The 13,473-nt window shown below is 43.5% G+C and carries 10 protein-coding genes; 5 read left to right on the forward strand and 5 right to left on the reverse strand.

Translation table 11 applies throughout. The features are described 5' to 3' along the window. Positions 1–74 precede the first annotated feature (74 nt). The 4 genes from accA to lpxB are packed head-to-tail and all read right to left on the reverse strand — an operon-like array spanning position 75 to position 6,291. On the reverse strand, positions 75–1,031 hold the full coding sequence (gene accA, locus ABMY41_RS06040; RefSeq protein WP_349274324.1) for an acetyl-CoA carboxylase carboxyl transferase subunit alpha: 957 nt from the start codon (positions 1,029–1,031) through the stop codon (positions 75–77). Between the two features lie 16 nt (positions 1,032–1,047). Beyond that, positions 1,048–4,539, reverse strand: coding sequence for a DNA polymerase III subunit alpha (dnaE, locus tag ABMY41_RS06045; protein WP_349274325.1), 3,492 nt, complete (start codon positions 4,537–4,539; stop codon positions 1,048–1,050). Next, positions 4,539–5,144 (reverse strand): ribonuclease HII, encoded by a 606-nt coding sequence (gene rnhB, locus ABMY41_RS06050; protein WP_054562034.1) that lies wholly within the window; start codon positions 5,142–5,144, stop codon positions 4,539–4,541. Before rnhB ends, dnaE begins: the two co-directional genes overlap by 1 nt. Further along, entirely contained in the window at positions 5,134–6,291 is a 1,158-nt protein-coding gene (gene lpxB / locus ABMY41_RS06055; RefSeq protein WP_287245647.1) for a lipid-A-disaccharide synthase, read from the reverse strand. The genes rnhB and lpxB overlap by 11 nt, the downstream gene beginning before the upstream one ends. A 421-nt stretch (positions 6,292–6,712) precedes the next feature. Between lpxB and ABMY41_RS06060 the strand changes: the two genes are divergently transcribed. The 5 genes from ABMY41_RS06060 to cydC are packed head-to-tail and all read left to right on the forward strand — an operon-like array spanning position 6,713 to position 13,103. Continuing rightward, positions 6,713–8,299: a cytochrome ubiquinol oxidase subunit I gene (locus ABMY41_RS06060; RefSeq protein ID WP_054562035.1), complete on the forward strand. Its 1,587-nt coding sequence runs from the start codon at positions 6,713–6,715 to the stop codon at positions 8,297–8,299. Then, complete coding sequence (gene cydB, locus ABMY41_RS06065) at positions 8,296–9,435, forward strand: cytochrome d ubiquinol oxidase subunit II (protein ID WP_055021939.1); 1,140 nt, start codon at positions 8,296–8,298, stop codon at positions 9,433–9,435. The genes ABMY41_RS06060 and cydB overlap by 4 nt, the downstream gene beginning before the upstream one ends. 12 nt (positions 9,436–9,447) lie before the next feature. Continuing rightward, a complete protein-coding gene (cydX, locus tag ABMY41_RS06070) occupies positions 9,448–9,600 on the forward strand; it encodes a cytochrome bd-I oxidase subunit CydX (RefSeq protein ID WP_054553108.1) in 153 nt (50 codons plus the stop codon). Next, positions 9,590–11,350 carry a thiol reductant ABC exporter subunit CydD gene (gene cydD, locus ABMY41_RS06075; protein WP_349274326.1) on the forward strand — a complete coding sequence of 587 codons (1,761 nt, stop codon included), beginning with the start codon at positions 9,590–9,592 and terminating at the stop codon, positions 11,348–11,350. The genes cydX and cydD overlap by 11 nt, the downstream gene beginning before the upstream one ends. Continuing rightward, positions 11,343–13,103 carry a thiol reductant ABC exporter subunit CydC gene (cydC, locus tag ABMY41_RS06080; protein ID WP_349274327.1) on the forward strand — a complete coding sequence of 587 codons (1,761 nt, stop codon included), beginning with the start codon at positions 11,343–11,345 and terminating at the stop codon, positions 13,101–13,103. The genes cydD and cydC overlap by 8 nt, the downstream gene beginning before the upstream one ends. Here cydC and ABMY41_RS06085 read toward each other — a convergent pair. Beyond that, positions 13,100–13,468, reverse strand: a complete 369-nt coding sequence (locus ABMY41_RS06085) for a septal ring lytic transglycosylase RlpA family protein (protein WP_287243121.1) — start codon at positions 13,466–13,468, stop codon at positions 13,100–13,102. The two genes, cydC and ABMY41_RS06085, sit on opposite strands and share 4 nt — an antisense overlap. Positions 13,469–13,473: the final 5 nt, after the last annotated feature.

Here is a 13,473-nt window from a genome sequence, read left to right on the forward strand (position 1 = left end):
ACAAGCGTCTGTGTTATCGGCATTATAAAACAAAAAAAGCCGCAAAAGCGGCTTTTTTCAATTTTAAGCTGTGTTTAGCAATAGCCAAACGACATTAAACGTTTGTAACGCTGATCAAGCATTTCATCTAGTGAAAGGCCTTGTAAGTCAGCTAGGTCACGCTTAAGTTGGTTTTTAAGGTTACGCGCCATCGCATCGTAATTACGATGTGCGCCACCAAGTGGCTCATCAATTACGTTGTTGATTAAATCAAGCTCTTTAACACGTGCAGCTGTTACACCCATGGCTTCTGCAGCTAATGGTGCCTTGTCTGCGCTTTTCCATAAGATTGATGCACAACCTTCTGGCGAAATTACAGAGTAAGTGCTGTATTGCAGCATGTTAACGCGGTCGCCCACACCAATTGCTAATGCACCACCAGAACCACCTTCACCGATAACAGTACAGATAGTTGGTACTTTTAACGCGGCCATAACTTTAAGGTTACGCGCAATTGCTTCACTTTGACCACGCTCTTCAGCGCCAACACCTGGGTATGCACCTGGGGTGTCGATAAATGTCATGATTGGCATGTTGAAACGCTCAGCCATTTCCATTAAGCGTAATGCTTTACGGTAACCTTCTGGCTTTGGCATACCAAAGTTGCGTTTAATTTTTTCAGCCGTGTCACGCCCTTTTTGTTGGCCAATAACCATCACTGGTTGACCTTCAAAACGTGCAATACCACCTAAAATAGCTGGGTCGTTAGCAAAAGTACGGTCGCCTGCTAGTTCGTCAAATTCCGTGAAAATGCGCTCGATGTAATCACGAGTATAAGGACGCAACGGATGACGGGCTAACTGAGAAACCTGCCAAGCACCTAATTCAGAGAAAATTTTCTCTTTCATTTCAGCACTTTTCTCTTTTAATCGACTGACTTCCTCTTCTAATCCAAGGTCTAATTCGCCAGCGCGGCTTACATTTTGTAATTCTTCAATTTTTGCTTCTAATTCTGCGATTGGAAGCTCAAAATCAAGATAATTGAGGCTCATGCTCTAAACTACCTAATTAATTAAATTCTAGTTCTACATCTTGCGCCGCCATCAGCGATAACTTATGAAGCAAGTCATCACTCGGCGTAACACACCATTCGGTTCCTAAGGTAATCTCAGCCAACGCATCCGGACGTTGATAGAATACTTTAATAGGACAAGTACCAAACTTATAAGGTTCCAGTACTTTTTGTAAATTATCGAAGAAGTTCGCCTCGATCTGCACCATATTCAAGGTCATTTTAATCGCTTTTATACGTTTTTCTCGCGCCTCAGCGATGGTGCATATGTCTCTAGCGGTCATTGTAATGCCACCAGAGAAGTTATCAAAGCTGACCTGTCCAGATATTACCAAGATATTGTTTACTTGCAGCAAATCTTGGTACATTTCAAACTGTTCTGGGAATAAGCGTACATCAATACGGGCACTCTTGTCATCTAAAGTTACAAGACCCCATCGATTTCCCTTTTTGTTTATCAATGTACGGGCAGAAATCACTAAGCCTGCAGCCGTTGACTGCACATCGCGGTTAGTGGGCTGTAAATCAACCAGCCTTCCTGATGTATAATGCTTTAACTCTTTACGATACTGATTAATTGGGTGACCAGTTAAATACAGACCTAAAGTTTCTTTCTCACCATCTAGCCACTCATTGTCGGTTAAATCTGTGGCTTTGATAAATGCTTGTTCAACTTCATCTGGCTCTGTAGCAAGTAATCCAAATAAATCTGCCTGCCCTAATGACTCAGCCTTATGATGCTGATCGGCTGCTCGCATGGCATCTTTTAAACTTGCTAATAAAGTTGCTCGGCCAGGTTGGGTTTTGTCTGGTCCAAGTTGATCGAGCGCTCCGGCATAAATAAGCTTTTCAACAACTCGCTTGTTTAAACGCTTTAAGTCAACACGGGCACAAAAATCAAATAAGTCTTTAAACGGGCCACCTTCGCTACGGGCTTCTAAAATAGCTTCAACAGGCGCCTCACCAACTCCTTTAATGGCACCGATACCGTAAACAATTTCACCTTGTAGATTAACTGTAAACTTGTACTCACCGGCATTTACATCCGGCGGTAACAAGGTCAGTTTCATGTTTTCACATTCATCTACCAAGGTAACAATTTTATCGGTGTTATCCATATCCGCCGACATTACCGCAGCCATAAACTCTGCTGGGTAGTGGGTTTTCATCCACAACGTTTGATACGATACTAAGGCATAAGCAGCTGAGTGAGATTTGTTAAAACCATAACCTGCGAACTTCTCTACCAAGTCGAAGATTTTCATTGCAAGTTCGCCGTCAACTCCGTTTTTAACAGCTCCCTCTTCGAAGGTTGAACGTTGCTTTGCCATCTCCTCTGGCTTTTTCTTACCCATCGCACGACGCAGCATGTCAGCGCCACCTAGCGTATAACCAGCCAGTACCTGCGCAATCTGCATTACCTGTTCTTGATAAAGAATGATACCGTAGGTCGGTTCTAGAATGGGTATCAAGCTATCGTGTTGCCACTGCACATCTGGGTAAGATAACTCTTCGCGGCCGTGCTTACGGTCGATAAAGTTATCTACCATGCCTGATTGCAATGGACCAGGGCGGAATAGTGCAACCAGTGCGATCATATCTTCGAAGCAGTCGGGCTTTAGACGACGAATAAGGTCTTTCATACCACGAGATTCGAGCTGGAATACCGCGGTGGTTTCGGCGCGTAGCAGTAACTCAATACTTGCCTTATCATCAAGTGGAATAGCGTTGATATCAACCGGCTCTTTACCCTCTCGGGCTAAGCGCTCGTTAGTCATATCAATTGCCCATTGCAAGATGGTAAGTGTTCTTAGACCTAAGAAGTCAAACTTAACTAAACCCGCCGTCTCAACGTCGTTTTTATCAAATTGCGTTACCGGGAATTTACCCTCATCATCACAATAAAGGGCCGCAAAGTCAGTGATAGTGGTTGGTGATATTACAACACCACCAGCGTGCTTACCGGCGTTACGTGTACAGCCTTCAAGGATGCGACACATATCAATAAGCTCTTTGACCTCTTCATCACCGTCGTAGGCTTCTTGTAAACGCGGCTCAACATCAAACGCTTTAGCCAAGGTCATGCCCGGATCGCCCGGTACTAGTTTAGAAATACGATCAACAAAGCCGTAAGGGTGACCAAGTACACGGCCTACGTCACGGATAACCGCTTTTGCAGCCATGGTACCAAAGGTAATGATCTGAGATACCGCATCACGGCCATAAAGCGCCGCTACGTGATCAATTACCTCATCACGCCTATCCATACAGAAATCGACGTCGAAATCGGGCATTGAGATACGTTCTGGGTTCAAGAAACGTTCGAATAGTAAGTCAAATTCGAGTGGATCGAGGTCGGTGATCTTGAGTGCATATGCAACCAATGAACCAGCACCAGAACCACGCCCTGGACCTACCGGAATATTGTTATCTTTACTCCACTGGATGAACTCCATTACGATCAAGAAGTAACCTGGGAAACCCATTTGGTTGATTACGTCGAGCTCGATTTTCAGACGCTCATCATACTCGCCACGTTTCTCTTTACGCTCTTGCTCATCTGGGAATAAAAACTGTAAACGCTCTTCAAGGCCATCTTCAGAAACCTTAACCAAGAAGTCTTCAATTTTCAGTGAACCGGTTGGGTAATCTGGTAAGAAGTAAGTTCCTAATTGTACGGTCACATTACAACGCTTAGCAATTTCAACGGTGTTTTCTAACGCTTCAGGAATATCGCTAAATAGCTCAGCCATTTGCTCTGCTGTTTTAAGATATTGCTGCTCAGAAAAACGTTTTGGTCTACGTTTATCTTCTAAGGTGTAACCGTCATGGATTGCCACGCGGATTTCATGGGCTTCAAAGTTTTCTGGTTTTAAAAACACCACTTCGTTAGTTGCCACTACAGGTAACTGCTCTTTTGTAGCAAGCTCAACAGCTAAGTGTAAATAATCTTCTTCTAACGCACGTTCCGTACGAATAAGCTCAATATAATAATGATCGCTAAAATGTTGCTTATAAAAACTAACAACCGATTCAATAAGCCCGGGGTTACCTTTTAATAGGGCTTTACCTAAGTCGCCATCTTTAGCGCCAGATAATAAAATCAGGCCATTTTTGTGCTCCACCAGCCATTCACGGTCAACCACTGGGCGGTGAAATAAATGTCCTCGCTGGTATGCTTTAGAGATCAATAAAGTAAGGTTCTTATAACCCTCGTTATCTTTCGCTAAGATGGTAATTCGGCTAGGTTCATCTTCAAATTCAGGGCTTCTTAACCAAAAGTCTGCGCCAACAATAGGCTTAATTCCAGCGCCATGGGCAGCGCCATAAAAACGCACCAAACCACATAAGTTCATCTGATCGGTGATAGCCAACGCAGGCATTTGCAGCTCTTCTGCTTTAGCGACAATTGGCTTAGTTTTAGCTAGGCCATCCACCATTGAGAAATCTGAGTGGACACGTAAGTGAACAAATTGCGGCGCAGGCATTACAATTGCTCTCCTTTTAACGCCAAAATGCGCTGAACAGGTTTAAAGCTTTTACGATGCTCTGCAATAGCACCGTATTGTTCAAGTGCTGCAAAGTGTGCCTTAGTCGGATAGCCTTTATGGCCAGCAAAACCATAGTCAGGGTAACGCTTATCAAGCTCAATCATTTCTTCGTCACGAGCAACTTTCGCTAGAATAGATGCCGCTGAAATCTCTTCAACTAGGCTATCGCCTTTTACTACCGCCTGTGCTGGCACAGTTAATTGACTAGGCACACGGTTACCATCAATAAAGACAAACTCAGGCTTTACGCTTAAGCCTTCAACCGCGCGGCTCATCGCGAGCATAGTGGCGTGCAAAATATTTAACTCATCAATCTCGCTTGGACTACAACGACCAATAGCATAGCACAGGGCTTTTTCTTTTATTTCTGCAGCTAATAATTGACGTTTTTTGTCTGATAACTTTTTAGAATCTGCTAACCCAGCAATAGGCTTATTTGGGTCCAATATTACCGCAGCTGTAACAACATCACCCACTAATGGACCACGGCCAACTTCATCTACACCAGCAATATAATTAACATTCGGTCGTTCAATTTGCATTTAGTAACTCCGCGACTGCTGCTGCAGCTTGTTCATTGGCATTTAATCTAATGTTTTTATGTATGGCTAAAAAGCGCGCTTTTAGTTCGCTGTTATCAGTATTAAGCATTGGTGTTAGCGCAGCCGATAGGTTTTCAACATTACATTCAGTTTGTAAGTATTCTGGAACGAGTTCTTCATCGGCTAATAAATTAGGCAACGAGAAATACTTAATGTTAAAAGTGAATAAGGTTTTGAAAATCCAGTAACTCAGTGGCTTAATTTTGTAGCCCACAACCATCGGCTTTTTATACAGCATACCTTCAAGCGTTGCGGTTCCTGAGGCAAGTAAAATGGCATCAGCGGCTTGCATTGCAAGATTTGACTGACCATCTAATAATTGCAGTTTTAGTTCAGGGGCTGTTTTTTCTAAAATCTCACAAAACTGAGCTTTTCGTTTTTCATTGACTAAAGGCACCACAATTTTGAGTTCAGGGTTTTGCGCTTGCAGTTTAGCCGCTGTTTCAATGTAGGTTTCGCTTAAAAGCCCTACTTCAGAACCTCGGCTACCTGGTAACAACGCAAGTACTTTATCAGTTTGTGCTAAACCTAGTTGGTTACGAGCCTCGGTTTGGTCGTGCTCAAGGGCAATATCATCAGCCAAAGTATGACCCACAAAGGTACAAGGTACATCGTGCTTATCGTAAAAGGCTTTTTCGAACGGTAAAAGTGCCAGCACTAAATTAGTGGCGGCACTGATTTTATGAATACGTTTTTCGCGCCACGCCCACACTGATGGGCTAACATATTGTACTGTTTTAATACCCGCCTCTTTTAGCGGCTTTTCTACACGTAAGTTAAAGTCAGGGGCATCAATACCAATAAATACATCTGGTGGGTTGTCGATAAAATGCTGCACCAATTGTTTGCGTATTTTTAGTAGGCGCGGTAATCGGCCAAGTACTTCAACTAGGCCCATTACAGATAATTCGTCCATATCGAATAATGTTTTACAACCAGCCGCTTGCATACGCGGGCCTGCAATCCCCTCAAATATGGCATCCGGAAAACGGCGCTTAAGTGCTTTTACTAGCCCTTCACCTAAAATATCACCTGATAACTCACCTGCCACCAAGGCAATACGTAACGGCTTTGTTTGTTCTTTCATTCGTTGATAATTCGCAACTTTTGGCCCTAATAAAAACGAGTTTACCGTGTTTTAGCAGTCGGATAAATGTCACAGAGTTAATAAATACTAGAAATCGAAATTAGCCTGCCTACTTGCTCATTGGTTGAGCATTTATTTGCGTGTGTAGCCTGCAGATTTACTAGCTACTATCTAAAAAGAGCTTAAAAAGAATAAAATAAGCCATAGCAAAACGGCTTTTTATAACGATTAAATATTTGAAACTTTAGAGCTTTATCTCTAATCTGTAGAAAAGATGAGCAGGATTAATTCATCTTTATTTCGTATTTTCCTATTGACTAAAATGAATACAGGTTTAATATTCACGAAGTTTCAATAATTACTGAAACTTCATAATCAATATTTGTCGTGTCTACCGCACCCGTTAACAAGGAGCTAAACAATGATAGATGAAACATTTGTGGATCTATCGCGATTGCAATTTGCAATCACTGCCCTATTTCACTTCCTATTTGTTCCCCTTACCTTAGGTATGACGTGGATTTTAGTGATCATGGAATCCGTTTACGTGATGACAGGTCGCGAAATTTATCGCGATATGACTAAGTTCTGGGGTAAGTTGTTTGGTATTAACTTTGCGATTGGTGTGGCGACAGGTCTAACCATGGAGTTTGAGTTTGGTACCAACTGGTCTTATTACTCTCACTATGTTGGAGATATATTTGGCGCACCGCTAGCGATTGAAGGCTTAATGGCTTTCTTCTTAGAATCAACCTTTGTCGGTATGTTCTTTTTAGGCTGGGAGCGTTTGAGTAAACGTCAGCATCTAGGTGCTACCTTCTTAATGGCACTAGGTACTAACTTATCTGCGCTATGGATTTTAGTAGCAAATGGTTGGATGCAAAACCCAGTAGGAGCTGAATTTAACTACCAAACTATGCGCATGGAAATGACTAGCTTTGCTGAATTGGTATTTAACCCAGTCGCACAAGTTAAGTTTATTCATACCGTATCAGCAGGTTATGTTGCAGCATCTATGTTTGTACTTGGTATTAGTAGCTGGTACATCTTAAAAGGTCGCGACCTTGCTTTTGCTAAGCGTTCGTTCTCGGTTGCTTCAGGGTTTGGTTTAGCGTCTATTCTTTGTGTTATTTTACTTGGTGATGAATCTGGCTACGAAGTTGGCGAGGTGCAAAAAGTCAAACTCGCAACAATTGAAGCTGAGTGGCACACCGAAGAAGCCCCTGCCGCATTTACGCTAGTAGGTATTCCTGACTCAGAAGAACAAGTCACCCATGCCGCTGTAAAAATCCCTTATGCACTGGGCATCATTGCAACTCGCTCTATTGACGAGCAAGTAACGGGTATTAAAGACCTTGAAGAGCAGCACGAAGTTCGTATTCGTAATGGCATGATTGCATACGAATACTTAGAAAAGCTTCGCGGTGGTGAAGACACCCCAGAAAACATTGCAAAGTTCGATACCTTAAAAGATGACCTTGGCTATGGCTTGCTACTTAAGCGATACACCCCTAACGTGGTAGATGCAACTGAAGAGCACATTCAAAAAGCAGTGAAAGACTCAATTCCCCAAGTCGGCCCTATGTTCTGGTCATTTAGAATCATGGTTGGCTGTGGCGTGATCATGCTTGGTGTTTTCGTCCTCGCATTTTATTACAACGCACACCGCATTATTGAGCAAAAGCGCTGGTTATTATGGGCTGCGGTATGGAGTATTCCTCTGCCTTGGATTGCCATTGAGTTTGGTTGGATTGTTGCGGAGTACGGCCGCCAACCGTGGGCAATTTCGGAAATTTTACCGACCTTCTTGGCAACCTCGTCACTCACGGTGAATGACTTATTGATTAGTATTACTGGTTTCTTAGTTTTCTATACAGGTCTTGCTGCTGTAGAAGGCTGGCTGATGCTGCGCTTTATTAAACAAGGCCCAAGCTCACTTCATACCGGTAAATATCACCATGAACTTGCTAAAGCGGATTCACTTGCAAGCCAAGGAGCTCAGTCATGATTTTTGATTACGAAACACTAAAACTAATCTGGTGGCTGTTAATTGGTGTCTTACTGATTGGCTTTGCAGTGACCGATGGTATGGATATGGGTGTGGCAATTTTGCTTCGCCTAGTTGGTAAAACCGATGTTGAGCGCCGTACAGTTATTAACACCATTGGCGCTCACTGGGATGGTAACCAAGTTTGGTTCATCACCGCTGGGGGGGCACTGTTTGCTGCTTGGCCTATGGTATACGCGGCCGCTTTCTCTGGCTTTTACTTTGCTATGATGCTGGTGTTATTTGCGTTATTTTTCAGACCGCTTGGTTTTGATTATCGCTCAAAAATAGATTCACCGCGCTGGCGAAACAACTGGGATTGGGGCCTATTTGCTGGCAGCTTTATTCCCGCTTTAGTATTTGGTGTAGCATTTGGTAACTTATTACTGGGCGTGCCTTATCATATCGACGACCTACTGCGTGTCAGTTATCAAGGTTCATTCTTTGCGTTATTAAACCCATTTGCCATTGTAGTTGGCTTAGTGAGTGTACTGATGCTGGTTGGTCACGCAGGTATGTGGTTACAACTTCGTACTGATGCAGAGGTTGCTAAACGCTCAGCACAATATGGTCAATATGCACTGATGGCGTTTATTGTATTGTTTGCCTTAGCAGGTGTGTGGGTATCGCAAATTGACGGATATAAAATCGTTAGCATGGGCGATACCCAAGGCTTTGCAAACCCGTTGGCTAAAACTGTCACGCAGGCACCGGGTGCATGGCTTGATAACTATACAAAAATGCCATTAACCATGCTGTTCCCTGCCCTTGCATTCGTGATGGCGGCACTGGCGATTGTGTTATCTAAATTACAAAAACCAGCAATGGCATTGGCTGCGTCAAGCTTAATGCTTGCAGGCGTGATCTTAACTGCGGGTATGTCAATGTTCCCGTTTGTGATGCCTTCGAGCAACAACCCAAATATTAGTTTAACTATGTGGGATGCGGTTTCGAGCCATATGACACTTAACGTGATGTTTATCGCTGCGGTTATTTTTGTACCACTTATTCTTATCTACACAACATGGTGTTATGTGAAGATGTGGCGCAAAGTAACGATTAGTGAAATTGAAAACAACACTCACGGTAGCTATTAAGGAGATTTAAATATGTGGTATTTTGCCTGGATTTTAGGTGTTCTATTAGCCTGTACACTTGGGGTGATCAACGTAATGTGGTACGAATTTCACCAACATAAAGATTCGATTGCTGATGATGAGCTAGAGCTGTACGCGAGACTCAAAAACACCGATGACAACTAAACCCCGACCAAATCGCGCGCAGCAGCAAACGCTGCGCGCTTTTTTAAAGCAGTATAGCCAGTCCGCTTCAGGGCTTCTTAAATTAAGCATTAGTCTGGGCACACTCAATGCCCTATTAATGATTGCCTCTTGTTACCTTCTTGCAAACGCGGCTCATCAAGTTATGTTTGAACAAGCAAACTTGCAAGCCGTAAGCCCATTATTATGGCCGCTGGCAGGGCTAATTTTAGTTCGTGCTTTGTTGGTTGCGCTAAGTGAACGGGTGAGTAACCTCGCCGCGTTAAAGATAAAAAACGTGATGCGTAATACACTGCTAGAAAAGCTCAGCAAACTTGGGCCAGCCTACAGTGAACAAAAAGGTCACGGCGCAACACTTAACACCTTACATAATGGGGTGGAAGCTCTACATCAATATTACGCAAACTACATTCCGAGTGTGGCTTACAGCGCGCTTATTCCATTAGCGATATTGGTGGTGATTTTTCCAACCGATTACAAAGCAGGCCTCATCTTCCTTTTAACAGCGCCACTTATCCCCTTTTTCATGATATTAGTGGGTCATAAAGCTGAGCAATTAAACCAAGAACGTTGGCAACAACTTGCGGTACTTGGTAATTACTTTTTTGACCGACTACAAGGCCTGACTCAACTCAAGCTCTTTAATGCAACCAAGCGTGAGCTAAATAGCATCAGTCAGATTTCTGATGATTACCGTGGTGCAACCATGGGAGTGTTAAAAGTCGCCTTTTTATCGTCTTTCGCCCTTGAGTTTTTAGCTACCATAAGTGTTGCTCTTGTTGCTGTGATCATTGGCTTTAGATTATTTTTTGGTACGCTCGATTTTGCCACTGGATTTGTGGTGTTACTACTGGCTCCTGAGTTTTACTTACCACTTCGACAAATGGGCACTCATTATCACGCAAAACTCGAAGGGATCAGCGCCGCTGCTGATATGGTCGACATAATCAATCAAAGCGACGCTGATGAACATATAGGCTCATCTAAACTTGAGTTACCGCTAAAAGACATACAACTGAAAGCACTTACCTTTCACTACCCTGAAACAAACGAAGGGGTAACTGATATCAACTTAAGCTTGCCAAGCACAGGCTTAATTGCCTTTGTGGGTGAAAGTGGTTCGGGTAAAAGCACCTTGTTTGATTGCCTATTAGGTTTTCATCATCAGGCTAATAGTGCCATTAGCATTAACGGGCAACCACTGAGTGATACGGTATTAGCTGATTGGCAAGCACAGCTGGCATGGATCCCACAACAAGCCACATTATTTTATCGAACCGTTGCAGGTAACCTACGATTAGCAAAACCCGATGCAAGCCAAACAGAGCTCGATGAAGCAGCAAGTAAAGCTGGAGCACTTGAGTTTATTACTGCCTTACCTGATGGCTTTGATACCTTGCTAGGTGAACAAGGCGAAGGCCTCTCTGGTGGGCAAAAGCAGCGCATAGCCCTTGCCCGTGCATTTTTGAAGAATGCCCCTGTGCTAATGCTAGATGAGCCTACCGCTCACTTAGACAGCCAAACAGAGCATGTAATCAACCAAGCAATCCGCGATTATGCAAAAGACCATTTAGTGCTGGTTATTGCTCACCGATTGAATACGGTAAAACACGCCGATAATATTTACGTTATGCAACAAGGTCACATTGTTGAATCTGGTCAGTACCAGCAACTCACTGAGAAAGCTGGCCTATTTGCTAAACTGGTGAGCCAAGGTGACGCCCATGCATAACTTTATACGTCTATTAAAACTGTGCAAACCTCATACTGGCATGTTGCTTTTAGGGGCTTTTTTAGCAAGCTTAACGGTACTCGCTAATGTGGGCTTACTTGCAATTTCGGGCTGGTTTTTAGCAGCCATGGCAGCGGCGGGAATTGCTGGTGTGCAGATGAATTACTTTACCCCAGCTGGAGTGATCCGCTTTTTAGCTATCGTACGCACAGCGTCACGTTACGGTGAGCGGATGATAACTCACAATGCTACCTTTTTATTGCTGAGCGAAATTCGCGTAAACATGTTCAAGACTCTAAGCCAACTGAACAACGTTGACTTGGCAATGAGTCGTAGTAGCGATTTATTTAACCGGCTACAGAATGATGTAGATGCGCTGGATAAATTCTACCTCAATGTGCTGCTGCCGATTATTGTCGCCTTGATCAGCATTCCTATCGTAATGGCCTTCATGGCCATGTATAACGCTGAGGTTGCATTAGTTTGCTTTACTTCACTGATGATTATTGGCGTGCTGCTTCCCGCATTGTTAAGCCATAAGCTACACCAACAAGCGGATACCGAAACCCAACTTTCAGCCGAGTTAAGAGCTGAACTTGCCGATACACTATCAGGTGCCAGAGAGCTTGCTGTCTATCAAGCACAGGCGGCGCAATTAGCGCATTGTGACTCACTCAGTAAACAATACAACAACCAGCTCTATAATCGCCACAAAGCCGTGGCAAACAGTAATGGTTTAAGCACTTTGGTGATCCAACTCACCATGCTGGCTAGTGTATTTATGATAATTCCACTGGTTGCAATGGGGACTATGAAAAACGTTGAACTGGCGATGCTCGCGTTATTTGTATTAGCAAGCTTTGAAACCGTGCTCACCCTGCCTACGGCATTTATTGAATTGCCGCTTACTTTAAGTGCCGCAAAGCGACTGTTTGATCTTGAAGATAAACACAGCAGCTTAGCCGAAAAGCCAAACAACTTAGATGTTCAGCTAGCAAACCAATTAGCTGACAAACCAGGGCTTGGTCTTGAGCTAAGCGAGGTCAATTACCAATACTCGGGGGCAAAAAGTAAAGCCCTTAGCAATATCAATTTTGCGATTACACCCGGCAGTAAAGTTGCCCTAGTCGGTGCCAGTGGCAGTGGCAAAACCACTCTAGTTAACTTACTCACGGGCCTTTGGCCGCTGCAATCAGGCTCATTAAAGCTCACCACCAAGCAAGATAACTTTGAACTTGAAAGCTTGAGCACTGCAACACGCTTTAAGCAGCTAACGATAGTTGCCCAGCAGCATCATATTTTTGATGGCACGCTACGTGAAAATCTTCGCTATGCAGCTTTTGATGCGACAGATGAAATGCTTATTGAGGCCTGTGAACAAGCTGAACTTGGCTCTTGGCTTAAGAACTTAAAAGCAGGCCTTAATACCCGCTTAGGAACAGCAGGCAGAAAGCTTTCTCATGGTCAGTCACGTCGTATTGCTATCGCTCAAGCTCTATTAAGGCAAGGTAATTTAATTATTCTGGACGAGCCAACAGAGAGCCTAGATAATCACACTAAGCAAAACTTGCTGACTACACTTGAGAGAATATGGGCAGATAAAACCATGCTAACCATTACCCACGACCCTGCAATGCTAAGTCGTGTTGATAAGGTTATTTGGTTAGAGCAAGGACAAGTAAGAGCCCTTGCAAGTCATGCTGAATTAATGGCTAATGAAGCCGACTACGTAGAGCTTATAACCCGTTTTTAATCGATCTGCTCAACGGTGACGTCAATCACACCTTGCTTGACTGAGGCAATTTGTGAAAACGCCTTTTTTGATAAGTCGATAATACGACCGCGGATAAATGGGCCGCGGTCATTAATGGTAACAATCACGCTTTTATTGTTAGCAATATTAGTAACTTTTACTCTGCTGCCAAAACCAAGCGTTTGATGAGCCGCGCTCAATGCCTGTTGATTAAACACCTCACCACTTGCTGTCGTTCGGCCATGATATTTATCAGCGTAATAACTGGCTTTGCCTTTTTCTATTGCTCCTTTAGATACCGAAGGCGCACTACTACAACCACTTATAATTAAGGTTAACAATGCAAAGATGATGAGTTTGTTCATATTAG

The organism is Pseudoalteromonas sp. BZA4 (genome assembly GCF_040104395.1).
GTDB lineage: Bacteria > Pseudomonadota > Gammaproteobacteria > Enterobacterales > Alteromonadaceae > Pseudoalteromonas.

Bases quoted from the DNA above. Each gene is read 5' to 3' on its own strand.
- accA (WP_349274324.1), bottom strand. From the start codon at position 1,031: ATGAGCCTCAATTATCTTGATTTTGAGCTTCCAATCGCAGAATTAGAA.
- dnaE (WP_349274325.1), bottom strand. From the start codon at position 4,539: ATGCCTGCGCCGCAATTTGTTCACTTACGTGTCCACTCAGATTTCTCA.
- rnhB (WP_054562034.1), bottom strand. From the start codon at position 5,144: ATGCAAATTGAACGACCGAATGTTAATTATATTGCTGGTGTAGATGAA.
- lpxB (WP_287245647.1), bottom strand. From the start codon at position 6,291: ATGAAAGAACAAACAAAGCCGTTACGTATTGCCTTGGTGGCAGGTGAG.
- ABMY41_RS06060 (WP_054562035.1), top strand. From the start codon at position 6,713: ATGATAGATGAAACATTTGTGGATCTATCGCGATTGCAATTTGCAATC.
- cydB (WP_055021939.1), top strand. From the start codon at position 8,296: ATGATTTTTGATTACGAAACACTAAAACTAATCTGGTGGCTGTTAATT.
- cydX (WP_054553108.1), top strand. From the start codon at position 9,448: ATGTGGTATTTTGCCTGGATTTTAGGTGTTCTATTAGCCTGTACACTT.
- cydD (WP_349274326.1), top strand. From the start codon at position 9,590: ATGACAACTAAACCCCGACCAAATCGCGCGCAGCAGCAAACGCTGCGC.
- cydC (WP_349274327.1), top strand. From the start codon at position 11,343: ATGCATAACTTTATACGTCTATTAAAACTGTGCAAACCTCATACTGGC.
- ABMY41_RS06085 (WP_287243121.1), bottom strand. From the start codon at position 13,468: ATGAACAAACTCATCATCTTTGCATTGTTAACCTTAATTATAAGTGGT.